The organism is Burkholderia sp. AU38729 (genome assembly GCF_020419725.1).
Lineage (GTDB): Bacteria > Pseudomonadota > Gammaproteobacteria > Burkholderiales > Burkholderiaceae > Burkholderia.
Genome location: NZ_JAIZQO010000015.1, coordinates 142430 through 163310 on the forward strand (window position 1 = coordinate 142430; position 20881 = coordinate 163310).

Genomic DNA, 20881 nt, shown 5'->3' on the forward strand with positions numbered 1-20881 from the left:
CGGGCTCGCTCAAGATCACGTGCCCCGTCAGACCGTTCGGCGCAACCGCCAATGCAGCATGGCGACCATCCAATACTACTCCTCGCGATCGACGTCGCGCGAGCGGCCATTCGGCCAGGTGCCGCCCTCCATGCGGCGGCACGCGCCATCGCTGACGCATGCCGCGCCGGTCAGATTTGCGGCAGGTCGCGCAAAGTGCGCGACTCGTTCGTTGCATCGATGTCGAGCTCGATGCCTTCCGATGCATCGCGATACAGCACGCGCTTCAGCCGGGGCCCGATCGCGGTGGCGTCCGATGCCGAGAAGATTGCGCGGACATCGTTACCGGACGCAAGCGCACGCGCCACATCTGCCACCGGTGCTTCGCTCGGCGTCGCCGCCCACGACCGGTCAGCCGGATTCACGGCCGCCCAGCGCACGTGCGTCACGCGCGCGCTGAGCGGATCGATTCGCACGCCATTCACCGCAAACATCGACATCGGCATCTCCTTCGAATTTTTTGCGGGCCGCCGTACCGATACACGATCACGGACGGCCCCAGATCTCGCAGACGTTTCCCGCCGGATCGGCCACGGAAATCGCGATCGTGCCGTCGCCGTAGTCCCATTCGTTCAGGATACTGACGCGACACGACTCAAGTCGCGCGACGGCTTCCGACACGTGCGCGACTTCGATCGCCAGCGCAATGCCATGGCCGGTCGGACGAAACTCAGGGTACGGAAACTTGCCGCCGCTACCCGTATGGATGGCCAGCGCCGCCCCGTCCAAGACAAAGCGATGCCACGGATTCCCCGCAGCCGACACGCCTTCGGCATGCACGGGCAGCGCGAGCGCCACCCGATAGAAATCCACCACCGCCGGGAAGCGATCGTCTTCGACCGGCACCAGAATGCCCAGACTCGCGATCATGCGCGCGTCTCCGGCCCACGTGATTTTCGATGATACATTGGGACGCTTTACAACCGTCAACAGACAATCGTGCACGGGAGAAACACATGACCGACGCCTGGGGAACCTTCCCTGCCAGAATGGGCGACCATCAGGCTTTCATCAGCTTCAACCACAGCTTTGCGGAAATCGCCGAAGGCGATCCGCGCACGTCGCTGCTCAGCGTGCGCGTCCCCTTTGCGCATCCGACACCGGAAGGCCTGCCGAGCGGCGACGAATTCACCGACCTCGCGACGATCGAGGATCTGCTCGACGCGACGATCACCGCGAAAGGGGGCGTGCAGGTTGGCCGCATCACCGTCGACGGCCACCGGGATTTCCTCTTCTACGTGCCGTTCGATCACGAGGCAGCGGCGGAGATCATCGACACGCTGGCCGATCAGACGACTTACGCCCTGCAGTACGCACATCAGGACGATCCGGACAAGGAAGCGTACTGGCAGACGCTCTACCCGACCGATGACGACTGGCTGATCATGCGCGACATGCGCGTGCTGGATGAATTGCGGAAGAAAGGCGACGCCAGCGAGGTAAGCCGGCGCGTGATGCACTGGGCATACTTCCCCGACCCGAGCGACGCGCATCAGTTCGCGGACTGGGCCGAATCGAAAGGCTATCCGGTCGAATCGGTGGCGCCCACCGAGGACGGCAAGTCGGCGGTCCGGTTTTCACATGAAGGCACCATGGCGCTGGCCGACATCACGCGCCATACGATCGCGATCAACCACGAAGTGCGTGCACTCGGAGGGGATTACGACGGATGGGAAACCAGCGTCGAACAGGCTGGCTGAGCGGGTCGACCTGCCCGCTGTGCGACACGTGATGCAACGCATCCGGCGCAAAAAATATCCCGGCGGCATGCTTGCGCGCCGCCGGGACCAAGGCATCACCGGCCGAAACCGGCGATGGGCCTGAGGGTTCGCTCAGGCACGAGGAAAGCGATTCGTGCGGACCAGGCGAACGGATGCCGGGGCGCGCAATCGATGCGCTCACGCCGCCCGCCGGACGCCTGTCCGGTTCCGTCGACGCAGCCTTCCCGCGTCGGACGGGCAAAAAGCCCCCGCTCCTGCGCGAGCGAGCGGGGAAACGGTTGACCGGGCCGGGGAAGAACGGTCAACCGGCCAAATTGTGAGCGTGGGCCGCACAACGATCTGTGCGGCAACTCACCATTTGGTGACAATGCCGCAGCAATTGGTTCGCTCGCGTGCCGCGCGGATCGCGTCACGGTCCGAGCGCAACGCCCGCGACAGGCGCGAGCATTACCACGATGATGGGCGACAGCACCACGGCCCCGATCATCATCACGCCGTCGGCCGCGAGGGTGACAGGCGTCGCGAGCACGCGCACGGCCTTGCCCGCCGTCGTGATGTGGTCGGTGACCGGGATCTTGTACGCATGCGCAAACGACGACCACGTCTTGCCATGCGCAAAACCATCGGCGCGATAGCGCGATCCGGCCAGTTCACCCTTCATCCCCAGATCCCAGTCTCCGAGCTTCGTGAAACCGTCCTCCAGCGCACGATTCCAGTCCTCATCGGTCATGTGATCGCGGTGGAGCCGCAGCGAGAAGTCGCCCGAAATCTTGCTACCCTGCGCGACGAACCCAGATAGCGACGCCTCGATCGATTTCCGGTAAGGCGATGCCAGCACCGCGCCGAGATGCTCCGGCATCTCGAAGATGTAGTGATATTTCTTGCCGAGCACGACGAATTGCTTGCCGTCCTCGCTGACGAGGAATCGGTCGACTGTCTCTTCGTAATGGCCGTCTTCGAACAGCATGGCAGTGCAGCCTGCCAGGCCGGCAGCGACAACGATCGCGCCCGCCGTCAACAGCGTTCTTCTTTTCATGTCTGGAGTTTTATTTTGTTTTAATTCAATCGGATATTTTCAGCCCGGGCCCAGTCTCCGGTAAGTCGCAGGTGTTGTCAAAGCAGGTTTATTCTATTTTTCCGATCGAGACGATTCTGGTTTCATTTTCTTGCACCGATTTTTTCGAAACCGCAGTTTGCGAACGCCGTGACTCGCGTCATGACAACCGGGTTTCGTCATCGTGACGGTCAGCTGAAAAGCCATTCTGCGACCATCTCTATCCAGTCGAGTTCGCCCGCGATATCGATGACGGTTTCGTCGACGATTTCGGCAGTCGATGTGGTCGATGCGCCCGTCGCCACCGTCCCGGCAGCAACCGCGTTCGCCTTCGCCATTTCGACCGGCGCGCCCGATCTCGGATCGGCCAGCCGCTCCAGCCAGTCGATGATGTTGGCACGCGCATCCTCTTCATCGACGAAATCATGTCGCTCGAGAAATCGATCGAACACGACCCACGCAAGCGTCTTGCTTCGCGAATCGGATTCGAGATGCCAGTCGACAACGCCTGTCCGACCGGACGCCCTGATTTCGAGCATCGCGGTGAAACAGTAATCGAGATACTCGATTTCAAGTTTCGACGACATGGTTTTCTCCGGTCGATCTGCCAGCTCTGTACTTACGATGTGCCGCGCATCGGGTTCCTCGACACTGTATGAATCTTCGATGAAATTCGCGCGGCGCATCATGTCCGCGAGCAGTATCGCGATATTCTCGTGACCTGTCGATATCGATCGCCGACACATGACCGCAATCGATTTGCTCACTATTGTTCTCCGCGCTTTTGCTCGCGGCCAAGGTTCTGCCGCGAATCGTGCCGATTTCCTATTTCGGGTATTGTCCTGCCTCGCCGCCGCAATCGCGCTGCTAAACTGGAATCAATAAGGCCGCTTGCGGCATCAGAGGAAACAATGGCACTCGCCCACGCACAGGAAAATGGCGTAGAAGTCTGGGTGATCCAGCTTCCCGGGCACACACCCTATGCCTACACGCACCTCAAGCGGGTATTCTCGTCTGACGATACGCGCCATCGGGTCGTGACGATCGACCTGCCGAAACTGCTGGCATGTGCCGACCGCGACACGACGGACTACGTGTTGCCGTCCGTTCTGTACTGGGCCCCTGGAAAAGCCGCGGGCATTCGCGAATTCCTCGATCCTGAACAGGACAGGATTGCGGACATGCCGTACATCACGTTTCGCGAGACGAGAACGCGAACGCTGCTCGGCATCCCCGGCCTGTCGAAGGTCGGCGTCGCGTCGTTCCGCAACGGCCAGCATCGCGCACGCTATCTGGCCTATGCAGGCGCAACGACCCTGCCCGTCGAGGTGCACGAGACGGAAGCCGATTTGCTCGTGCGGTACTGCGGCGAGTAGCGACGGAGTCCGTTCGGCTTTCGCCCGGCGACGGCCGTACCTCGTGCGACCGTTCGCTCGAACGTCGCCAGGCCGCTACGCCTGTATCGCATAGATCCGGTCGGTGACCTCCGTCTGGCCGATGCGGCTCGTCTCGATACCCGCCAGTTGCCATCCGTTGTGTTCATAGAAACCGATCGCGCGTTCGTTGTCCTCCAGCACCTTCAGGTGGACCTTGTCCACGCCAAACGTACGCGCCCAGGCACGAACGGCTTCGATCATGCGCTTGCCCGTGCCGCTTCCGTGATGCGCAGGATGGACGTGCAGGCAGTCGAGCAACACGCCAGGCACCGGGTCGACCGGACGCTCGGCGCTGACGAAGCCCACGGGCTCGCCATCCGCCTCGGCGATCAGCACGAGCCCCCACTCTTCTTCATTGCGATCCAGATAGTGCCGCCATCGGTTCGCGTGCTCCGTCGGTACCTCGTCGGCGAGGTAGGCAGCCGGCAGGATGTGGCTGTATGCGGTTTGCCAGCTCAGCGTGTGCAGGCGAGCGATATGGTTTGCGTCGTGCGCTGTCGCGGCACGCAGCGTGGCCCGGGTTTCCGGCATCGGTGGTCACTCCTTCAGCTTGCTCTCTTGATCGGGACATCCCGCCGCAAAATATACCGCGCGTTGCGGCATGCAACCCTCGACGACCTGCGTGCGAACGATACCGTGTCGGCCTGTCCCGAGCCGACGAAATCACGGCATCGCACTCCGCACGTAATCGGCGCGTACCTTGCATGCGCCGTCGCCACCCACCAGCTCGTGACGTCCGCCAGCGCTCGTCTTCTTCACGCCTGACGCGATCGCGTCAGCGCCTGCCCGCCGGGCGTCGCTGCAACTCGTTGCCTGTGCAACGGAATGAAGGCAAAAAAAATCCCGACACCATCATTGGTCGTCGGGATCGAACGGCCCTGCAAAGCATGAGGGCACGAGGAAGCCGACACATTACATCAATGCAAGACTGTTGCGCGCTGTCGGTTCACGCCAAGTCCCTGTCCCATTCCGCCATTCATGCGCAAAGCGCGGCCATAAACGAAAAAAGCCTGCTCACGCGGAACGCGAGCAGGCAAGAAAACGGATCAGCATTCGAGGCACGAGGGCTGTCCATGGAAGATAACGGCACGGAGCGCAAGAACCTTAGCTGGGACAGGAAACTTCGCAACATCATGTCGGCGGGATACGGCCATCCAATCTCGTGTCGAAGATCCATTGATGAAAACCGGCGACACAGTGACGATATCCTGTCGCCCGCAACGCTGGCCGTCCGCCAACCGTGCGAAGCTCCACCCGGCTTGCTCGTAGCAAAGCACCACTCCATTCAATCGGCCATGTATGGCAAACTTCGGCTCCGAATCGGCGCAGCGCGCACTCTTCACTGCAGGGGAATCATGTACGTCTTGATCTATATCGCAGCAGTCGCTGTCGCGAACCTGATGGTCGCTCATTTCGGACCCGCTGCTACACCGATCATCGCGTTCTTTCTGATCGGACTCGATCTCGCGATTCGAGACCGACTCCATCTGGACTGGCGCGGTCGCGCGCTTTGGTCAAGGATGCTTGCGTTGATCGCGGCCGCTGGTGTTGTCAGTTACGCGCTCAATCCGGCTGCCAAGGAAATCGCCCTCGCGTCTCTCGCAGCGTTCGGTTCGGCAGCCGTAGCAAGTGCAATCGTGTTTCAACTCGCACGTCGCTTTCCGATACTGGCGCGCGCCAACGGTGCGAACGTCGCGGGTGCGGCTGTCGACTCCATCGTCTTTCCGCTTATTGCGTTCGGGGCGGTGTTTCCGACGATCGCCGCATTGCAGTTCGTTGCAAAGGTGGCGGGTGGCGCTTTGTGGTCGTGGGTGGTTTTTAGAAACACTCGAACGGTTCAGGCGGGGATCGCGAGCAATGTGGCCGATCGGTGACGACGAGCGCCGTCCAGATCTAGCTGACTACGCTTTGATCGAAGAAGTTCGACGTGCAGGTGCCAGCCCGTGTCAGCTTCAGTGCGTGAGATCACTGCTTGGGAAAGCGAAACCGCGCGCGGCGAGGCTGTGACAGGGACAAGGCATCAGAACCTATCGCCCGAGAAGCCTGGTCAAGTATCTTGCACGCAGAACCACCAGCGCTTCGTGCAGTTAGATGATCGCAACAGCAATGATGCAAAGTCACCAGGATCCAACAGAAGCCACGACAAGATCAGCAGGGGCACGGCGGAAGCAACTCCAGCGAGCGAATAAAACACCCCCTGGAAGTCGTCTCAGCCATGACCTTGCTCCTTGAGTCTGTTTCCCGTTCCATTGTCTGGGCCGCAGGCTTGCGCTTTCAGCGCGTCGAGTAAGCATGCGGACGGTGGAAAGGTTGATTCAGCGTCCCGTCAGGATCGGTCGCCGCGCGATTTCATACCCCAAGAACCAGCGACGCACCAACCCTATCGTCACAATGCCCACGATCACGCCGGCACCGATATCTGCCAGGTAATGGCCACCAACCGAGAACGTCGATGCCAGCATGACCGAATTGAGCGCGAGCGCGACGGGAAAAATGAAGCGAAGATTACGTGTGACGTAGATCAACATTACCGCGACGACTGCATGAAATGACGGTAACGAAACGATTCCCTGCATCGCCATGGGATTCATCACCATGGGCGCCCCACTTCTCGCACTGAAATAATCAGAAAGGTGAGACGCCGGACCGGAGTCGATAATACCGAAGTACGGGAATGCACTCGCCGCCGGATACCACGTCGAAATCGCAACGACGAATATCAGCGAAATCACGAATATCAGCATCATCTCGCAAAGCTCTTGCTTTCGGCGCAACAGTCCGAATAAAAAACACAACAGAACCATCTGATACGAAATGGTTTTATATGCGAACAAAAGTACTTGCTGAATAACCTCGTAACGTACGACCCATTGGTAGCTTTTCAACCAATCGAATCCGAACGATTGCTCCCACGCCAGAAGCGCACCCTGGATCTCGGGACGGTTGACGGCCGCCCCGATATACGTCGCAATCACTGCCGCCTGCGCATTCATCGTGACGGTTCGAAAGCAAAGGACCGAGAGCGCGATATCCCGACAGCGAAATTTTTCGGCAATTTCCCGATAGCGCGGGATACGTCCGATGCCGACCAAGACACCGCAGATCAGTAGCGTCATGACGCACGTCTCGACCGATTGCGGATACCACTCGTGAATGAGGGACAGCCCAAATCGGCCCATGGTCGCGAAATCGACAGCAAACATGACACCCGTCAGTATCCAAGCAATCGCAAACGCCCCCAATACTCTCGTTCTCATATTTTCCCCGGCCATGCTTTTTATTGACGGTGTATCCGTCCTGTCAGCACATATTCAATCACGCCCGGCAAAAAATTACACTGGGCGTTTGTCATAGGCCAGCCAAATCAGTCATCGCGGGAACGAGCGCTCATGGCGGAGGTGGTTGCGGTATTTCCGCCGTTGAAGGGGCGTTTCCGCGTCTCGACCGCCTTGTGTCGATCGAAGGCACTCGCTTAGCCGGTCGACACTCGCGTGAAGCGCGCAATGCAATGCCGGAAGATGCGCCGCAAGGTAATCGAGCCGTTCGAAATCATGCCAACGCTCGCGGCACGCCCCGGTCGGTTGGAGGCGATTCGGCACGAAGAAATGCCTGTCCGTGTTCACGCCGAGGCGCGGCACGCACTACACGCGCGACGGATTCAAGGGATGCCGAGGGAAGTTGATGAGCGAAACGATCGAGGCGAAGGTCATTGCCGGTCGATTCGCATTCCATGACTTGCGTGCATATTACGCACCCAACATCAGAGCGAGCGCGGCGCCCTGCCCGACCTGCATGCGAACCCCGCGACAACCGCACGGGCGTACGACCGAAACAAAATCGGAAAGCGCTTGGAATTCCATTTTGTGGAATGCCAAAACAAAAACGGCACTGTCTTTTGGGACAGTGCCGTTTTTAACAACTTGATACCGCTTGGAATTCTGTGGGGTGGCTGATGGGACTCGAACCCACGACGACAGGAATCACAATCCTGGACTCTACCAACTGAGCTACAGCCACCACTGTTACTGCTTTTTGTTCTTCGCTGCTTTTGTGTTTCAGCAGCGAAGAACAAGATTATACGAACACTTTTGAATCTTGCAAAGCTTTTTTTTCAAAAATTTCTTCGGCCTCGTTCAGATGCGCGCGCGCCTCGTCGAACACGGCCAGATCAGCTCGGGCGAGCTTCTTGTTGTCGGACAGCACACGACGCCAGCCGCGTGCACCGGGCATGCCGCGATACAGTCCGAGCGCGTGCCGCACGATCGCGCCGAGGTAGGTCCCGCGCTTCAGTTCGGCCGCGCAGTATTCGATCAGCTTCGCCTCGGCCTCTTCGCGCGTCGGCACCGCGGCGGTCGACCCGTAGAAGCGCGTATCCACCTCGGCGAGCACGTACGGGTTGTGATACGCCTCACGGCCAAGCATCACGCCATCGACATGCTCGAGATGCTGCGCTACCTCGTCGAGGGTCGTGATACCGCCGTTGATGACGATCTCGAGCGACGGAAAATCGCGCTTCAGCTGATACGCATAGTCGTACTTGAGCGGCGGGATCTCACGATTCTCCTTCGGCGACAGCCCCTTCAGGATCGCATTGCGCGCATGCACGACGAACGTTTCGCAGCCAGCCTCGGCCACCGTGCCGACGAAGTCGCGCACGAACGCGTAGTCCTCGACCGCATCGACCCCGATCCGGTGCTTGACCGTAACCGGTACCGACACCGCATCGCGCATCGCCTTCACGCAGTCGGCAACGAGTTGCGGCTCGTTCATCAGGCACGCGCCGAACGCACCGCGCTGCACGCGCTCGGACGGGCATCCGCAATTCAGGTTGATTTCGTCATAGCCCCACTGCTCGCCGAGCTTCGCCGCGCGCGCGAGATCGTCGCGCTCGCTGCCGCCCAGTTGCAGCGCGACCGGCGATTCGTTCGGCGTGAACGCGAGATGCCGCTGGGCATCGCCGAACAGCAGCGCGCCCGTCGTGATCATCTCCGTATACAGCCACGTGTCGCGCGTCAGCGTACGGTGGAACGAGCGGCAATGCCGGTCGGTCCAGTCGAGCATGGGCGCGACGGATACGCGGCGGGGAGGAAGTGAAGACGGTACGGACATGGATTTCGGGCAACAGGCCAGGCGGCGCGGAAACAACCCGGTATTTTACCGCAACACGGGCTGTGCCTGCCCGGCACGCGTGCTACCCCTCGCCCAGCTCAGCATCGACCGCCCGCCGGGCCTCGTCGAGCACGCGCTCGATCACGCGCCGTTCGGTCAGCAGCATCCCGTCGACCTTGACGAGCCGCCAGTCGATCCGCACCGCGTCGCCCTGCAGCACGCGGTAATGCGCATGCTCGCCGTCCCAGACCTGCTCGGTCTTCACCTCGATCTCGAAGCCGCGGTACGGCTCGCTGAAATCGCCGAGGTCGCTGCCTCTCGGTTCCATCGCACGCTCCGTGGCGACGCAGCGCCAGACCGCCCGGGCGGCCGGCGCCGTGCGCTCAATCGTATTCGTCGGATAAAAAGGATTTGCCATCGGCCGTCAGGTCGACCCGGTCGGCCGCCGCCTGGTAGATCAGCCCCTCGTTCAGCAACGCGTAGACGACGTCGTCGAACACGGCGGGAACCGGCCGGCTTTCACCGAACTGGTCGATCCATTTCAGCGCCTCGATGGCTTCGGGGGAAAGGATGGGGGTCATGCGTTGGCCTCCGGCATCGGTGTCGCTCCATCCTAGCACTTCGTCCGGACATCGAATACCAAGGCAAACGCGCTGCGCCGATGCCGGGCGGCGCCAACGGGCAGGTTGCCCGCGGCGCCGCGCCGGTGCAGCACACGCGGGCTCAGAGGCGCGCGATCGATACTTCGGTCGATTTCACGAGCGCGACGACTTCCGCGCCCACCTTCAGTTCGAGTTCGTCAACCGAACGGGTCGTGATCACCGACGTGACGATGCCGAACGGCGTCTCGACGTCGACCTCGGAGACCACCGATCCGCGAATGATCTCCTTGACCTTGCCCTTGAACTGGTTACGTACGTTGATTGCAGTGATGCTCATCAGGTTGATCGCTCCGAAGAAAAAGATCTCAGAACGGGCGGCCGCTGCCGCCCGGAATTAAACGGCCCAGCGGATCTGCCCGACCGGTCGAACGTTGTCTGCCTCATGCGGTGCGTCGTGGTCGGCCGCACCGGGCCCGCCGGCGAGCACGCGTTTCAGCACGCGATCCTCGAGCGCCGCAAACGCAGCCGACGCGCGGGCGCGCGGCCGGTCGAGCGGCACCGGCTGATCCAGCGCCACCCGCCCCTGCTCGATGAGCAGGATGCGGTCGCCGAGCGCGACGGCCTCCTGCACGTCGTGCGTAACGAGGAGCGCGGTAAATCGATGCTCGCGCCACAACCGCTCGATCAGCGCATGCATCTCGATACGGGTCAGCGCATCGAGCGCGCCGAGCGGCTCGTCGAGCAACAGCAGTTGGGGCCGGTGCACGAGCGCACGGGCCAGCGCGACACGCTGCCGCTGGCCGCCCGACAGTTGCGCGGGCCAGTCGTTCGCGCGTTCCAGCAGGCCGACTTCATCGAGCACCGCGCGTGCCTGGTCGCGCGCGCCGCGTCCGAGGCCCAGCATCACGTTCTGCAGCACGGTCTTCCACGGCAGCAGGCGCGCATCCTGGTACATGATCCGCGTATCGAGTTCGCCGCCGCCCTCGCCGCGCGTTTCGAGCGTGCCGCTGCTCGGCTGCTCCAGTCCCGCGACGAGACGCAGCAGCGTCGATTTCCCGCAGCCGCTGCGGCCGACGATTGCGACGAAGCTGCCGCGCGCGATGCCGAGCTCGACGTTGTCGAGCACCGTGCGCGCCCCGAAGCGCTTGCTGACGCCCGACAGCGTCACCGCATCGTCCGGTGCCGGGCTTCCCGGCCGTCGCCGCGCGAGCGGAACGACGGATGCACTGGCGTCACGTTCGAGAACCGCTGCGTCCCGCGCGTCACCGTCCGCGACACGCGCCTGCACCAGTTCGGCCTCGAGGTCTGCGCCGGCAAGCGGGCCGTAGGCGGCCGCCGAAGTCGTCGCATTCATGCCTTTGCTCCTGATTGATAAGCGGGGTGCCAGCGCAGCGTCACGCGCTCGAGCCATTTCGCCAGCACGTCGGCCAGCTTGCCGAGCACCGCGTACAGCAGGATGCCGACCACCACCACGTCGGTTTGCAGGAATTCACGCGCGTTCATCGTCATGTAGCCGATGCCCGACTGCGCGGAGATCGTTTCCGCGACGATCAGCATCACCCACATCAGCCCGAGCGCAAAGCGCACGCCGACGAGAATCGACGGCAACGCACCAGGCAGGATCACGTCGCGGTACAGCGCAAAGCCGCGTACGCCGTAGCTCTTCGCCATCTCGATCAGGTTTGCGTCGACCGAGCGGATCCCGTGATACGTGTTGATGTAGACCGGGAAGAACACCCCGAGCGCAACGAGGAACAGCTTCGCCTTCTCGTCGATGCCGAACCACAGGATCACGAGCGGAATCATCGCGAGCGCCGGGATGTTGCGGATCATCTGGATCGTCGAATCGAGCGCGACCTCGGCCGCCTTCGACAAGCCGGTCGCGAGCCCCAGCGCGAGGCCGACGCCGCCGCCGATCGCGAAACCGAACAGCGCGCGCCACGTGCTGACCTTCACGTTCGCCCACATTTCACCCGACGTCACGAGCGACCAGGCCGCTCGCACGACCGCCACGGGTTCGGGCAGCACGCGGGTCGACAGCCAGCCGATGCGCGCGCCCACTTCCCATGCCGCCAGCAGCGCGAGCGGCACGAGCCACGGCGCGACGCCGCGCCACGCGCGGGCGGCCACGGCCGCGGCCGTCGTCGACGTTTTCGTTGTCATCGCAGGCCTCCTGTCGCTCAGCTCTGGGCCGCTTTCGGCAGATAGCTGTTGCCGACGATTTCGCCGAACGGGCCCGACAGCGGGCCGGTCGCCTTCGCCGCGCCGTTGCCCTTGATCAGCGGGAATACGAGTTCCGCGAAACGGTACGACTCCTCCAGGTGCGGATAGCCGGACAGGATGAAGGTCTCGATGCCGAGATCCGCGTATTCGCGCATGCGCTCGGCGACCTGCTCCGGGTTGCCGACGAGTGCGGTGCCCGCGCCGCCGCGCACGAGGCCGACGCCGGCCCACAGGTTCGGGTACACCTCGAGCGCCTCGCGGCCGCCGCGCTTGCCGCCGTGCAGCGCGGCCATCCGGCGCTGGCCTTCCGAATCCATGTTCGCGAACGCCTTCTGCGCGCGTGCGATGGTTTCGTCGTCGAGGCGGCTGATCAGGCGCTCGGCGTCGCGCCATGCTTCGTCCTCGGTCTCGCGCACGATCACGTGCAGACGAATGCCGAACTTGATCTTGCGGCCGCGCGCCTCGGCGCGGGCGCGAATATCGGCGATCTTCTTCGCGACGGCCTCGGGCGGCTCGCCCCAGGTCAGGTAGGTGTCGATGTGATCGGCCGCGATCTGGTGCGCAGCCGGCGACGAGCCGCCGAACCACAGCGGCGGATGCGGACGCTGCACGGGCGGATACAGTGCCTTGCCGCCCTTCGACTGCAGATGCTTGCCGATGTAGTCGAACCCGCCGTTGTCGTGCGACGCGGACAGCAGCCCGCGCCAGATGTTCAGGAAGTCGTCGGTGATTTCGTAGCGCGTGTCGTGATCCGCGAACAGGCCGTCGCCTTCGAGCTCGGCGGCATCGCCGCCCGTCACGACGTTGATCAGCAGGCGGCCGCCCGACAGGCGGTCGAACGTCGCGGCCATCCGCGCCGACAGCCCCGGCGATGCGATGCCGGGACGGATCGCGACCAGGAATTTCAGGCGCTGCGTCGCCGGGATGAGGCTCGACGCAACGACCCACGCATCCTCGCAGGAACGGCCGGTCGGCAGCAGCACGCCCTCGTAGCCGAGCGTATCGGCCGCTACCGCGACCTGCTTGAAGTAATCGTAATCCGCGGCGCGCGCACCTTCGGCCGTACCGAGGTAGCGGCTGTCGCCGTGCGTGGGGATAAACCAGAACACATTCATCTGCTGCTCCTGCTTGACTGTCCTTGCCGGAATTTGAAAAAACACCTCCCTGCTCGCGTCGCGGATGCGCGGCGCATGCATGGTGTGCGTTCGAATCGGGATGGCTCGCCGGTCAGGCCGTGCAGCGGGCGAGGACGCGATTGCACGGCTGTTTCTGGGAAATCAGTCTAGGGATCGGTGCAGGGCTTTGGAACGATTTTTTTGAGCTTAGGTTTTCCGCTTTCGTGATTAGCACGACGCTGGAGCGAATATCGCGGCGGGCGGGCCCTATAATGGCGCACCTATCCGAATAACTCCGCGCGGACGGCCCCGGCCGTGCGCGCCCGCGGTGCACTCATCGATGCAGAAAGTCATCCTGCCATTCCTGTCCGGCTTCCTGGCCGCCCTGTTCTTCCGCGAAGCGACGCTCGCCCTCCTTCATACGGCCGACCTGATCGCCGCAACCGGCTTCTCCACGCAGCCGTTCGCGCCGCTCGGCATTCCTGAATTTGTCGCGAATGCGCTGATCAGCGCGTGCTGCGCGATCCCGATGGCGTGGCTGCTGCGCGTCTCGCCGGAGCGCGAGGCCTCGTGGATCGGCGCGCTGGTGTTCGGCGGCATCGTGCTGACGGCCGCCCGCGTGTTCGCGATCGATCCGCTGCGCGGCATCTGGCCGTCGGGCAACATGATGCCCGTGCTCGCGGCCGGCTTCGCCGCGAACGCGGTATGGGGCTTCGGCGCACTCGTGTTCATGCGCGCGTTCATGTCGGACGACGCAGGCGACGAATAACGCGGCGGCAAGCACTACGCCCTTCGCCACCCACCGGTCGACACCCATGCAAAAGGCCGCCTGCACGTGCAGGCGGCCTTGTCGTTTCCAGCGCGCGCTTCGGCCAGTCCGACCGACGTCAGTCCTGCAGCTTCCGCAGCGGATGCGTGTCCGGCGTCCACGGGCTGTCGAACATCGCGAGCACGTCCGTGCGGTCGATATCGGCGGACGACTTGAAACGCCAGGCCGGCTGGTGGTCCTTGTCGACGATCAGTGCACGCACGCCTTCGATCACGTCGCCGCGCGCGAACGTCGAGCGCGTGAGATCGAGATCGCGCCGCAGGCAATCGGCCATCGTTGCGCCACGTGCACGTTCGACGACTTCCAGCGAGACGGCCATCGACAGCGGCGACAACTGTTCGCGCATCGCGTGAGTCGCCTTCTCGGCCCATCCGTCGACGGCCGCGCAATCCGGCTCGGCGTCGAGCGACGCGAGGATCGCGCCGATGTCCGGCTGCGCGAAATGCCGGTCGATCCCGGCACGCGCGTCGGCCAGCGCCGACGTGTCGGGCGTCGGCACGACCTTGTGTGCGGCCGCCGCGTCGGCCACGCACGCGACTGCCTGCGCGCCGCTGTCGATGCGCGCGCTGCGCAGCGTATCGAGCAGCGCCGGCACTGCGGCATCGGGCAGATAAACGTCGGCGAGCTGCGCGTACAGCGCGCCGGCCGCGTCGAGCGTCGCGCCGGTCACGGCGAGATAGCGGCCGAGCGCGCCGGGCGTGCGCGCGAGGAACCAGCTCATCCCGACGTCCGGGAACAGGCCGATACGGGTTTCCGGCATCGCCATCTTCGTCGAGTCGGTCACGACCCGCAAGCCGCCCGTATGCCGCGCCGCCTGCGAAATCCCCATGCCGCCGCCCATCACGACGCCGTGCATCAGCGCGATATAAGGCTTCGGATAGGTGAAGATCGTGTGGTTGAGCGTGTACTCCTCGGTGAAGAACGTGTCGACCGCATCGCGGTCGCCTCGCTGCCACGCATCGTGGAAGAAGCGCACGTCACCGCCCGCGCAGAACGCACGCGGATGCGGGCTGTACACGACGACGGCGACGACCTCCGGATCGTCGCGCCACGCGTCGAGCGCCTGCTGCATCAGCCGGATCATGCCGACCGACAGCGCGTTCAGCGCCTTCGGCCGGTTCAGTTCGAGAAAGCCGATGCGGTTCGCGACAGTCGCGCGCACGTCGGGCTGAGTGGATTCGGCGGAAACGGCAGCGGGAGAGGAATCGGTCATGAGAGTCATCCGGCAAATGGCAGTCGCACGCTCAGTGCGCCTGCATCTTCGAGAACAGGTTCAGCACCACGACGCCGGCGATGATCAGGCCGAGGCCAATCACGGCCGGCAGGTCCGGCACCTGGCGATAGAGCAGCATCGCAACGAGCGTGATCAGCACGATGCCCGCGCCCGACCAGACGGCATAGATGATGCCGACGGGCATCGTGCGCAACGTGATCGACAGGCAGTAGAACGCGATGCCATAACCGGCCACGACCAGCAACGACGGCCAGAGGCGCGTGAAGCCGTCCGCCGCGCGCAGCGCCGACGTGCCGATCACTTCCGCGACGATCGCGATCGCGAGCCAGGCGTAACCGGGAAGCTGCATCGCTCAGCTCCTTGCGAGGGCCAGCACGGCGTAGTCGTGGCCGAGCTCGGCACACAGCGCCTCGACGACGAATTCGTGGTCCGCGCGCTGCGGCAGCCCCGACGCGGTGATCGAGCCGATCACGCCGGCACCGGCGACGGTCAGCGGGAACGAGCCGCCGTGCGGCGAATATTCGGCGATCGGCAGCCCGTGCTTGTCGGCGAGCGTCGCACCGGCCTGCTGCATGCGCAGGCCGATCGCGTACGAGCTGCGGCGGAAATGGGCGACGACGTTGCGCTTGCGGCGTACCCAGTCGGCATTGTCGGGCGTGGCGCCAGCGAGCGCTGCGTAAAACAGCGGCTGGCCGAACGTGACGATGTCGATCGCGATCGCATGGCCACGCGACGTCGCGAGCGCGTGCATCCGGTTGCCGAGCGCCCATGCGCGGGCCGCGTCGAATTGGGGAAATACGAGCGCCTGTTCCTGCGCGCCGATCGATTGCAGATCGTGAGCGATATCCATGAATCCGTCGATACAGTAATGAGAGTCGCAACAGCGCCGAAGCGATCGCGCGCGGCCCCGCTGCCGAAGAAACGAAACAAACCGCTCGATTCTAGCGCACGCACCCGCCGTACCGGCCCCACAAGCAGCGACAAGAAATTGTCAGAAAACGCTTGCACGCATTCGGGTTACTCCTTATAATTCATTTCTTCGACGGACGCGGGGTGGAGCAGTCTGGCAGCTCGTCGGGCTCATAACCCGAAGGTCGTAGGTTCAAATCCTACCCCCGCAACCAACCGTCCAGAATTACGCAAAAAGCCCGGCTCCGCGCCGGGCTTTTTGTTTTTCCGCCGCACGCCTCGTCCCGCTTCGCGCGACACGCGGCCTGCACGCGCAGGCGTTCAAGAATGCCGCGCCCCGGTGATACACTCGCATCACCTCGTCCCTTCCACTCGACATGAAATTCTGCTCCGTCTGCGGTCACGAAGTCATCGCGCGCATTCCTCCGGGCGACAACCGCGAGCGCTTCATCTGCGATCACTGCGGCACGATCCACTACCAGAATCCGCGCAACGTCGTCGGCACGGTTCCGGTCTGGGGCGATCAGATCCTGCTGTGCCGCCGCGCGATCGAACCGCGCTACGGGTTCTGGACGCTGCCCGCGGGCTTCATGGAAATGGGCGAGACGACGGCCGAAGCCGCCGCGCGCGAAACGCTCGAGGAAGCCGGCGCGCGCGTCGAGGTGCAGAACCTGTTCACGCTGCTCAACGTGCCGCACGTGCACCAGGTCCACCTGTTCTACCTCGCGCGGCTCACCGATCCGGCGTTCGAGGCCGGCGAGGAAAGCCTCGAAGTGAAGCTGTTCGACGAAGCCGACATCCCGTGGGACGAAATCGCGTTCCCGACCGTCAGCCAGACCCTGCGGTTCTTCTTCGCCGATCGCGCCGCGGGCGACTACGGCGTGCACACCGGCGATATCTTCCGCTCGCTGCGCAACGGCTGAGCCCCCGCCCCATGGTCCCCTGGCTCGGCCCGGACGATCCGTTTCCGCCCATCGAACGCGCGCTCGGTCCCGCGACCGGCGCGCCCGGCCTGCTCGCCGCGAGCGCCGACCTGCTGCCCTCGCGCCTCATCGACGCGTACCTGCGCGGCATCTTCCCGTGGTATTCGGACGGCCAGCCCGTGCTGTGGTGGAGCCCCGACCCGCGCATGATCCTCGTGCCGGCCGAATTCAAGGTGTCGCCTTCGCTGCGCAAGACGCTGAAGCGCGTGCTGCGCGAGCCCGACTGGGAAGTGCGCGTCGACCACGATTTCCCGGGCGTGATGCGCGCGTGCGCGCAGGCGCCGCGGCGCGGGCAGCGCGGCACGTGGATCACGGCCGAGATCATCGACGCTTACACGTCGCTCTACCGCTCCGGCAACGCGCACAGCATCGAGACGTGGCACGACGGGCGGCGCGTCGGCGGCCTGTACGGCGTGTCGTTCGGGCGGATGTTTTTCGGCGAATCGATGTACGCGGACGCGACCGATGCGTCGAAAATCGCGCTGGCCGCGCTCGTCGCGCACCTTCGCGAGCAGGGGCTGGAAATGATAGACTGCCAGCAGAATACGTCGCATCTAGCGTCGCTCGGCGGCCGCGAGATCGCACGCAAGGCCTTTGTCGCTCACGTGCGCAGCGCGGTAGCCGAACCGCCGATTCCGTGGCAGTTCGACAAGCGCGTGCTCGCCGCGCTGACGGGCCGCGCCGAAACGGCGGCCCCCTCCGGGATCGAGCGCTAGCGCGGCACTCCCTCCCTGCAACGAGAGCTGCCCATGACTCACCCGACTGAGCTGCCGCTTTCACCGCTTTCGGCGCTGCAATTCTATGCAACGGCGCCCTATCCGTGCAGCTATCTGGACGGCCGCGTCGCGCGCTCGCAAGTCGCGACGCCGAGCCACCTGATCAACTCCGACATCTACACCGAGCTCGTGAAGGCCGGCTTCCGGCGCTCGGGCGTCTTCACGTATCGTCCGTACTGCGACGGCTGCCGTGCCTGCGTGCCGGTGCGCGTCCCCGTCGCCGCGTTCGCGCCGTCGCGTACGCAGCGCCGGATGTGGAAGCGGCATCGCACGCTCGTCGCGACGGTTTCGCCGCTGCACTACGACGAAGAGCACTACGCGCTCTACATGCGCTACCAGTCCGCGCGCCACGCGGGCGGCGGCATGGATCGCGACAGCCGCGACCAGTACGAGCAATTCCTGCTGCAGAGCCGGATCAACTCGCGCCTCGTCGAATTCCGCGACCTCGATGCCCCGGGCGGCGAGCCCGGGAAGCTGCGCATGGTCAGCATGATCGACATCCTCGGCGACGGGCTGTCGTCCGTCTACACGTTCTTCGAGCCCGACGACCGGCACACGAGCTACGGCACCTACAACATCCTGTGGCAGATCGAGCAGGCGAAGAGCCTCGGCCTGCCCTACGTGTACCTCGGCTACTGGATCCGCGAGAGCCCGAAGATGGCCTACAAGGCGAACTTCCACCCGCTCGAAGGGCTGATCGACGGCCGCTGGAAGATACTCGATCCGGAACGGATCGACCTGCCGCCCGTCGACGCGGCACTGGCCCGTGCGCCGTTGCCGGGCGGGCATTCCGGCTCGGGCTGACGCGCGCCGCGGGGGTGACGAAGCGAAGCGCGCCCCTGCCGCCCAACTCCCGGTAAAATAGCGGGTTGTCATTCATTCCGGCTGTCCGCCCTATTCCCGTGTTCAGTTCCCTTTATCCGCTGGCCCGCGCATCCCTGTTCAAGATGGATGCGGAAGACGCTCACCACCTCACGCTACGCGCGCTCGGCGCGGCCGGCCGCACGGGCCTTGCCTGCGCGCTGTCGGCCCGCGTGCCCGACGCGCCGCGCACCGTGATGGGGCTCACGTTCCGCAACCCGGTCGGCCTCGCGGCCGGCCTCGACAAGGATGGCGCGGCCATCGACGGCCTCGCGGCGCTCGGCTTCGGCTTCATCGAGGTCGGGACGGTCACGCCGCGCCCGCAGCCCGGCAACCCGCGCCCGCGGATGTTCCGCCTGCCGCAGGCCGAAGCACTGATCAACCGGATGGGCTTCAACAACCACGGCGTCGACCAGTTCGTGAAGAACGTCCAGGCTGCCCGCTATCGCGGCATCCTCGGCCTGAACATCGGCAAGAACGCCGATACGCCGATCGAGCGCGCCGCGGAGGACTACCTGTACTGCCTCGAACGCGTGTACCCGTTCGCGAGCTACGTGACGATCAACATCTCGTCGCCGAACACCAAGAACCTGCGCCAGTTGCAGGGTGCGGGCGAGCTCGACGCACTGCTCGCGGCGCTGAAGGACAAGCAGCAGCGCCTCGCCGACCTGCACGGCAAGCTCGTGCCGCTCGCGCTGAAGATCGCGCCCGATCTCGACGACGAACAGGTCAAGGAAATCGGCGACACGCTGCTGCGCCACAAGATCGAGGCGGTCATCGCCACCAACACGACGCTGTCGCGCGCGGCCGTCCAGGGCCTGCCGCATGCGGACGAAGCCGGCGGCCTGTCCGGCCGCCCCGTGTTCGACGCGTCGAACGAAGTGATCCGCAAGCTGCACGCCGAAGTCGGCAGCGATGTGCCGATCATCGGTGTCGGCGGTATTTTCTCGGGCGAGGATGCCCGCGCGAAGCTCGCGGCCGGCGCGGCGCTGGTGCAGCTCTATACGGGGTTCATCTACCGCGGTCCCGCGCTCGTCGCGGAATGCGTGAAGGCCGTCGCCCGCGAACGCTCCGCGTAATATAGGCATAAACAAACGATATTTAAAAGTCGATTGCATTTTTGCTATCATCGACCCCGTTATCAGAATCAATGACCCGGACAGGGCAAGGAAACACACGATGAAGATTGCGCTGCTGAAGAAGCTGCTGGTTGCCGGCCTGATCGGCACGTCGTTCGCCGCTGCCACCGCGCATGCGGCCGACCTCCTCGACCAGGTGAAACAACGCGGCACGCTGCGGGTCGGCCTGGAAGGCACGTTCCCGCCGTTCAACTCGAAGAACCCGCAAGGCGAACTCGTCGGCTTCGACGTCGACATCGCGAAGGCCGTGGCCGCGAAGCTCGGCGTGAAGGCCGAATTCGTGACGACCGAATGGAGCGGCATCATCGCGGGCCTGCAGGCCGGCAAGTTCGACGTGATCGCCAACCAGGTCGGCATCACCGACAAGCGCAAGGAAACGCTCGACTTCTCGCCGGCGTACACGTACTCGTCCGCGCAGCTGATCCAGCGCAAGGACGACACGCGTGACTTCAAGTCGCTGGAAGACCTGAAGGGCAAGAAGCTCGGCGTCGCGCTCGGCACGAACTACATGGACATGGCGAAGTCGGTGCCGGGCATCGACGTGAAGACGTACCCGGGCGCGCCCGAGTACCTGCGCGATCTCGCGGCCGGCCGTCTCGATGCGGCACTCAACGACCGCCTGATGCTCGCGTACCTGACGAAGAACTCGCAACTGCCGCTGCGCCCGGGCGCGAACGTCGGTTCGGCGAACCCGTCGGGCATCCCGTTCAAGAAGGGCAACCCGAAGTTCCAGAAGGCGATCGACGACGCGATGGCGCAACTCGAGGCCGACGGCACCTTCACGAAGATCTCGGACAAGTGGTTCGGCATCGACGTGACGAAGCCGATCAAGTAAGCACGCCTGCATTTCC

Annotated in this window: 25 protein-coding genes and 2 tRNA genes; 10 read left to right on the forward strand and 17 right to left on the reverse strand. The window is 64.0% G+C overall.

Annotated features, from left to right (window positions below; genetic code table 11):
- Positions 1-170: 170 nt before the first annotated feature.
- The gene (locus tag LGM56_RS32210; protein WP_046546333.1) at positions 171-479 is read right to left on the reverse strand and encodes a phosphatidylserine/phosphatidylglycerophosphate/cardiolipin synthase; all 309 of its coding nucleotides are present in this window, start codon (positions 477-479) and stop codon (positions 171-173) included.
- 46 nt (positions 480-525) lie between these two features.
- A complete protein-coding gene (locus LGM56_RS32215; RefSeq protein WP_226207779.1) occupies positions 526-909 on the reverse strand; it encodes a VOC family protein in 384 nt (127 codons plus the stop codon).
- A gap of 86 nt (positions 910-995) precedes the next feature.
- On the opposite strand from LGM56_RS32215, the gene LGM56_RS32220 reads away from it, so the two are divergent.
- Positions 996-1739, forward strand: coding sequence for a DUF695 domain-containing protein (locus tag LGM56_RS32220; protein WP_226207780.1), 744 nt, complete (start codon positions 996-998; stop codon positions 1737-1739).
- A gap of 430 nt (positions 1740-2169) precedes the next feature.
- Here the strand turns inward: LGM56_RS32220 and LGM56_RS32225 are convergent, their stop codons facing one another.
- Complete coding sequence (locus LGM56_RS32225) at positions 2170-2778, reverse strand: hypothetical protein (RefSeq protein ID WP_226207781.1); 609 nt, start codon at positions 2776-2778, stop codon at positions 2170-2172.
- 227 nt (positions 2779-3005) lie between these two features.
- Positions 3006-3581, reverse strand: coding sequence for a hypothetical protein (locus tag LGM56_RS32230; protein ID WP_226207782.1), 576 nt, complete (start codon positions 3579-3581; stop codon positions 3006-3008).
- Positions 3582-3725: 144 nt separating this feature from the next.
- On the opposite strand from LGM56_RS32230, the gene LGM56_RS32235 reads away from it, so the two are divergent.
- A complete protein-coding gene (locus LGM56_RS32235; protein WP_089456141.1) occupies positions 3726-4190 on the forward strand; it encodes a plasmid fertility inhibition factor family protein in 465 nt (154 codons plus the stop codon).
- A gap of 75 nt (positions 4191-4265) precedes the next feature.
- Here LGM56_RS32235 and LGM56_RS32240 read toward each other — a convergent pair whose 3' ends face one another.
- Positions 4266-4781 (reverse strand): GNAT family N-acetyltransferase, encoded by a 516-nt coding sequence (locus LGM56_RS32240; protein WP_226207783.1) that lies wholly within the window; start codon positions 4779-4781, stop codon positions 4266-4268.
- A 542-nt stretch (positions 4782-5323) separates the two neighbouring features.
- Here LGM56_RS32240 and LGM56_RS32245 point away from each other — a divergent pair.
- The gene (locus LGM56_RS32245) at positions 5324-6124 is read left to right on the forward strand and encodes a VUT family protein (protein WP_226207784.1); all 801 of its coding nucleotides are present in this window, start codon (positions 5324-5326) and stop codon (positions 6122-6124) included.
- Positions 6125-6565: 441 nt separating this feature from the next.
- On the opposite strand, the gene LGM56_RS32250 is transcribed toward LGM56_RS32245, so the two are convergent.
- The 9 genes from LGM56_RS32250 to ssuD all read right to left on the reverse strand — a co-directional run bounded on the left by LGM56_RS32250 (position 6566) and on the right by ssuD (position 13299).
- Positions 6566-7366 carry a phosphatase PAP2 family protein gene (locus tag LGM56_RS32250; RefSeq protein WP_226207785.1) on the reverse strand — a complete coding sequence of 267 codons (801 nt, stop codon included), beginning with the start codon at positions 7364-7366 and terminating at the stop codon, positions 6566-6568.
- Between the two features lie 825 nt (positions 7367-8191).
- A tRNA-His gene (locus tag LGM56_RS32255) sits at positions 8192-8267 on the reverse strand.
- Positions 8268-8324: 57 nt separating this feature from the next.
- Entirely contained in the window at positions 8325-9311 is a 987-nt protein-coding gene (gene dusA, locus LGM56_RS32260) for a tRNA dihydrouridine(20/20a) synthase DusA (RefSeq protein ID WP_235986660.1), read from the reverse strand.
- Between the two features lie 130 nt (positions 9312-9441).
- A complete protein-coding gene (locus LGM56_RS32265) occupies positions 9442-9687 on the reverse strand; it encodes a hypothetical protein (protein WP_089425275.1) in 246 nt (81 codons plus the stop codon).
- A 55-nt stretch (positions 9688-9742) separates the two neighbouring features.
- Positions 9743-9940, reverse strand: a complete 198-nt coding sequence (locus tag LGM56_RS32270; RefSeq protein ID WP_089425274.1) for a hypothetical protein — start codon at positions 9938-9940, stop codon at positions 9743-9745.
- 142 nt (positions 9941-10082) lie between these two features.
- Positions 10083-10298 (reverse strand): TOBE domain-containing protein, encoded by a 216-nt coding sequence (locus LGM56_RS32275; protein WP_006476104.1) that lies wholly within the window; start codon positions 10296-10298, stop codon positions 10083-10085.
- A gap of 57 nt (positions 10299-10355) precedes the next feature.
- Positions 10356-11315: an ATP-binding cassette domain-containing protein gene (locus LGM56_RS32280; RefSeq protein ID WP_226207786.1), complete on the reverse strand. Its 960-nt coding sequence runs from the start codon at positions 11313-11315 to the stop codon at positions 10356-10358.
- The gene (gene ssuC / locus LGM56_RS32285; protein ID WP_089439997.1) at positions 11312-12124 is read right to left on the reverse strand and encodes an aliphatic sulfonate ABC transporter permease SsuC; all 813 of its coding nucleotides are present in this window, start codon (positions 12122-12124) and stop codon (positions 11312-11314) included. The genes LGM56_RS32280 and ssuC overlap by 4 nt, the downstream gene beginning before the upstream one ends.
- A gap of 17 nt (positions 12125-12141) precedes the next feature.
- Positions 12142-13299, reverse strand: a complete 1158-nt coding sequence (gene ssuD / locus LGM56_RS32290) for an FMNH2-dependent alkanesulfonate monooxygenase (RefSeq protein ID WP_059496210.1) — start codon at positions 13297-13299, stop codon at positions 12142-12144.
- Between the two features lie 340 nt (positions 13300-13639).
- On the opposite strand from ssuD, the gene LGM56_RS32295 reads away from it, so the two are divergent.
- Positions 13640-14068, forward strand: coding sequence for a hypothetical protein (locus tag LGM56_RS32295; RefSeq protein WP_006484223.1), 429 nt, complete (start codon positions 13640-13642; stop codon positions 14066-14068).
- A 118-nt stretch (positions 14069-14186) separates the two neighbouring features.
- Here LGM56_RS32295 and LGM56_RS32300 read toward each other — a convergent pair whose 3' ends face one another.
- The 3 genes from LGM56_RS32300 to LGM56_RS32310 are packed head-to-tail and all read right to left on the reverse strand — an operon-like array spanning position 14187 to position 16212.
- Complete coding sequence (locus tag LGM56_RS32300) at positions 14187-15341, reverse strand: enoyl-CoA hydratase/isomerase family protein (protein ID WP_089494767.1); 1155 nt, start codon at positions 15339-15341, stop codon at positions 14187-14189.
- Between the two features lie 31 nt (positions 15342-15372).
- A complete protein-coding gene (locus tag LGM56_RS32305) occupies positions 15373-15711 on the reverse strand; it encodes a DMT family transporter (protein ID WP_039358831.1) in 339 nt (112 codons plus the stop codon).
- Between the two features lie 3 nt (positions 15712-15714).
- Positions 15715-16212: a heme-degrading domain-containing protein gene (locus LGM56_RS32310; protein WP_124584177.1), complete on the reverse strand. Its 498-nt coding sequence runs from the start codon at positions 16210-16212 to the stop codon at positions 15715-15717.
- A gap of 197 nt (positions 16213-16409) precedes the next feature.
- On the opposite strand from LGM56_RS32310, the gene LGM56_RS32315 reads away from it, so the two are divergent.
- The 6 genes from LGM56_RS32315 to LGM56_RS32340 all read left to right on the forward strand — a co-directional run bounded on the left by LGM56_RS32315 (position 16410) and on the right by LGM56_RS32340 (position 20865).
- A tRNA-Met gene (locus LGM56_RS32315) sits at positions 16410-16486 on the forward strand.
- A gap of 162 nt (positions 16487-16648) precedes the next feature.
- Entirely contained in the window at positions 16649-17194 is a 546-nt protein-coding gene (locus LGM56_RS32320) for an NUDIX hydrolase (protein ID WP_089425269.1), read from the forward strand.
- An 11-nt stretch (positions 17195-17205) separates the two neighbouring features.
- Positions 17206-17970 carry a leucyl/phenylalanyl-tRNA--protein transferase gene (gene aat / locus LGM56_RS32325; RefSeq protein ID WP_089494765.1) on the forward strand — a complete coding sequence of 255 codons (765 nt, stop codon included), beginning with the start codon at positions 17206-17208 and terminating at the stop codon, positions 17968-17970.
- 33 nt (positions 17971-18003) lie between these two features.
- Positions 18004-18834 (forward strand): arginyltransferase, encoded by an 831-nt coding sequence (locus LGM56_RS32330; RefSeq protein ID WP_089425267.1) that lies wholly within the window; start codon positions 18004-18006, stop codon positions 18832-18834.
- A 98-nt stretch (positions 18835-18932) separates the two neighbouring features.
- Complete coding sequence (locus LGM56_RS32335; protein WP_089494763.1) at positions 18933-19970, forward strand: quinone-dependent dihydroorotate dehydrogenase; 1038 nt, start codon at positions 18933-18935, stop codon at positions 19968-19970.
- 100 nt (positions 19971-20070) lie between these two features.
- Positions 20071-20865, forward strand: a complete 795-nt coding sequence (locus LGM56_RS32340; RefSeq protein WP_039358847.1) for a cystine ABC transporter substrate-binding protein — start codon at positions 20071-20073, stop codon at positions 20863-20865.
- Positions 20866-20881: the final 16 nt, after the last annotated feature.

Coding starts and splice junctions, on each gene's coding strand:
- ssuD (WP_059496210.1), bottom strand. CDS start 13,299: ATGAATGTGTTCTGGTTTATCCCCACGCACGGCGACAGCCGCTACCTC.
- LGM56_RS32265 (WP_089425275.1), bottom strand. CDS start 9,687: ATGGAACCGAGAGGCAGCGACCTCGGCGATTTCAGCGAGCCGTACCGC.
- LGM56_RS32340 (WP_039358847.1), top strand. CDS start 20,071: ATGAAGATTGCGCTGCTGAAGAAGCTGCTGGTTGCCGGCCTGATCGGC.
- LGM56_RS32280 (WP_226207786.1), bottom strand. CDS start 11,315: ATGAATGCGACGACTTCGGCGGCCGCCTACGGCCCGCTTGCCGGCGCA.
- dusA (WP_235986660.1), bottom strand. CDS start 9,311: ATGCTCGACTGGACCGACCGGCATTGCCGCTCGTTCCACCGTACGCTG.
- LGM56_RS32235 (WP_089456141.1), top strand. CDS start 3,726: ATGGCACTCGCCCACGCACAGGAAAATGGCGTAGAAGTCTGGGTGATC.
- LGM56_RS32330 (WP_089425267.1), top strand. CDS start 18,004: ATGACTCACCCGACTGAGCTGCCGCTTTCACCGCTTTCGGCGCTGCAA.
- LGM56_RS32240 (WP_226207783.1), bottom strand. CDS start 4,781: ATGCCGGAAACCCGGGCCACGCTGCGTGCCGCGACAGCGCACGACGCA.
- LGM56_RS32300 (WP_089494767.1), bottom strand. CDS start 15,341: ATGACCGATTCCTCTCCCGCTGCCGTTTCCGCCGAATCCACTCAGCCC.
- LGM56_RS32305 (WP_039358831.1), bottom strand. CDS start 15,711: ATGCAGCTTCCCGGTTACGCCTGGCTCGCGATCGCGATCGTCGCGGAA.
- LGM56_RS32295 (WP_006484223.1), top strand. CDS start 13,640: ATGCAGAAAGTCATCCTGCCATTCCTGTCCGGCTTCCTGGCCGCCCTG.
- LGM56_RS32275 (WP_006476104.1), bottom strand. CDS start 10,298: ATGAGCATCACTGCAATCAACGTACGTAACCAGTTCAAGGGCAAGGTC.
- LGM56_RS32210 (WP_046546333.1), bottom strand. CDS start 479: ATGTCGATGTTTGCGGTGAATGGCGTGCGAATCGATCCGCTCAGCGCG.
- aat (WP_089494765.1), top strand. CDS start 17,206: ATGGTCCCCTGGCTCGGCCCGGACGATCCGTTTCCGCCCATCGAACGC.
- LGM56_RS32220 (WP_226207780.1), top strand. CDS start 996: ATGACCGACGCCTGGGGAACCTTCCCTGCCAGAATGGGCGACCATCAG.
- ssuC (WP_089439997.1), bottom strand. CDS start 12,124: ATGACAACGAAAACGTCGACGACGGCCGCGGCCGTGGCCGCCCGCGCG.
- LGM56_RS32320 (WP_089425269.1), top strand. CDS start 16,649: ATGAAATTCTGCTCCGTCTGCGGTCACGAAGTCATCGCGCGCATTCCT.
- LGM56_RS32245 (WP_226207784.1), top strand. CDS start 5,324: ATGGAAGATAACGGCACGGAGCGCAAGAACCTTAGCTGGGACAGGAAA.
- LGM56_RS32270 (WP_089425274.1), bottom strand. CDS start 9,940: ATGACCCCCATCCTTTCCCCCGAAGCCATCGAGGCGCTGAAATGGATC.
- LGM56_RS32310 (WP_124584177.1), bottom strand. CDS start 16,212: ATGGATATCGCTCACGATCTGCAATCGATCGGCGCGCAGGAACAGGCG.
- LGM56_RS32215 (WP_226207779.1), bottom strand. CDS start 909: ATGATCGCGAGTCTGGGCATTCTGGTGCCGGTCGAAGACGATCGCTTC.
- LGM56_RS32250 (WP_226207785.1), bottom strand. CDS start 7,366: ATGACGCTACTGATCTGCGGTGTCTTGGTCGGCATCGGACGTATCCCG.